The sequence below is a fragment of the Cohnella fermenti genome (assembly GCF_004801405.1).
GTDB lineage: Bacteria > Bacillota > Bacilli > Paenibacillales > Paenibacillaceae > Cohnella > Cohnella fermenti.
In genome coordinates this window covers 1-1,816 of the sequence record NZ_SSOB01000097.1, presented here as the reverse complement: position 1 = coordinate 1,816, position 1,816 = coordinate 1, and the positions used below count along the sequence as shown (strand labels likewise).

At 54.8% G+C, this 1,816-nt stretch carries 2 rRNA genes; both read left to right on the top strand.

Annotated features, from left to right (window positions below):
* Positions 1 to 532: ribosomal RNA gene (locus tag E6C55_RS33110) — 16S ribosomal RNA — on the top strand; the annotation flags it as partial.
* A gap of 262 nt (positions 533 to 794) precedes the next feature.
* Positions 795 to 1,816, top strand: a 23S ribosomal RNA gene (locus E6C55_RS33105); the annotation flags it as partial.

The window sequence follows — 1,816 nt, the reverse complement described above, 5'->3', positions numbered from 1 at the left end:
CAGAGATGTGCCTTTCCTTCGGGACAGAGGAGACAGGTGGTGCATGGTTGTCGTCAGCTCGTGTCGTGAGATGTTGGGTTAAGTCCCGCAACGAGCGCAACCCTTGAATTTAGTTGCCAGCGAGTAAAGTCGGGCACTCTAGATTGACTGCCGGTGACAAACCGGAGGAAGGCGGGGATGACGTCAAATCATCATGCCCCTTATGACCTGGGCTACACACGTACTACAATGGCCGGTACAACGGGCTGTGAAGGAGCGATCTGGAACGAATCCTTTAAAGCCGGTCTCAGTTCGGATTGCAGGCTGCAACTCGCCTGCATGAAGTCGGAATTGCTAGTAATCGCGGATCAGCATGCCGCGGTGAATACGTTCCCGGGTCTTGTACACACCGCCCGTCACACCACGAGAGTTTACAACACCCGAAGCCGGTGGGGTAACCGCAAGGAGCCAGCCGTCGAAGGTGGGGTAGATGATTGGGGTGAAGTCGTAACAAGGTAGCCGTATCGGAAGGTGCGGCTGGATCACCTCCTTTCTAAGGAGCCCTTCGGGGCAATATGAAGCAGTACATTCATTACGCTCGAGTTCAGTTTTGAAGGGGCAAGCGACTTCGGTCGATTGCATTCTTCACACACCTTGTACCTTGACAACTGGATACGAAACGATTAGCGCAATTTAGAATGGATCTTCTGCCTTAGTGGTTTGCATCCTGACAATCTCTCTCGCCTTTGGCGATAGCGATTGCAGGTGGTTGACAACCTCCCTACTAGCCTTTGGCTAACGGGAGGTTGCAACGTGGTTAAGCTAATAAGGGCGCACGGAGGATGCCTAGGCGCCAGGAGCTGAAGAAGGACGCGGCGAACAGCGAAATTGCCTCGGGGAGCCGTAAGCAGGCGTTGATCCGGGGATGTCCGAATGGGGAAACCCGGCTGGAGTAATGTCCAGTCACCCATCACTGAATCCATAGGTGATGAGGGAGCACACCAGGGGAACTGAAACATCTAAGTACCCTGAGGAAGAGAAAACAACAGTGATTCCGTCAGTAGCGGCGAGCGAAAGCGGATTAGCCCAAACCAGGGAGCTTGCTCCCTGGGGTTGTGGGACGTCTCACATGGAGTGAGAAAAGAGCAGGTTAGGCGAAGAGGTCTGGAAAGGCCCGGCATAGAAGGTAAAAGCCCTGTAGCCGAAAGCCTGCTCCCTCCGAGACGGATCCCGAGTACCGCGGGACACGTGAAACCCCGTGGGAATCCGGCAGGACCATCTGCCAAGGCTAAATACTCCCTGGCGACCGATAGCGAAGCAGTACCGTGAGGGAAAGGTGAAAAGCACCGCGGGAGCGGAGTGAAACAGAACCTGAAACCGTGCGCTTACAAGAAGTCAGAGCCCGATCTAGGGGTGATGGCGTGCCTTTTGTAGAATGAACCGGCGAGTTACGTTTACGTGCGAGGTTAAGTCGGAGAGACGGAGCCGCAGCGAAAGCGAGTCTGAATAGGGCGCTTTAGTACGTAGGCGTAGACCCGAAACCGGGTGATCTACCCCTGTGCAGGGTGAAGGTGCGGTAACACGCACTGGAGGCCCGAACTCACAAGCGTTGAAAAGCTTGGGGATGACGTGGGGGTAGGGGAGAAATTCCAATCGAACTCGGAGATAGCTGGTTCTCCCCGAAATAGCTTTAGGGCTAGCCTCGAGGTTAGCATCATGGAGGTAGAGCACTGATTGGGTGCGGGGCCCGCCAAGGGTTACCAAGTCCAGTCAAACTCCGAATGCCATGCATGTATACTCGGGAGTCAGACAGCGAGTGCTAAGATCCGTTGTCAAG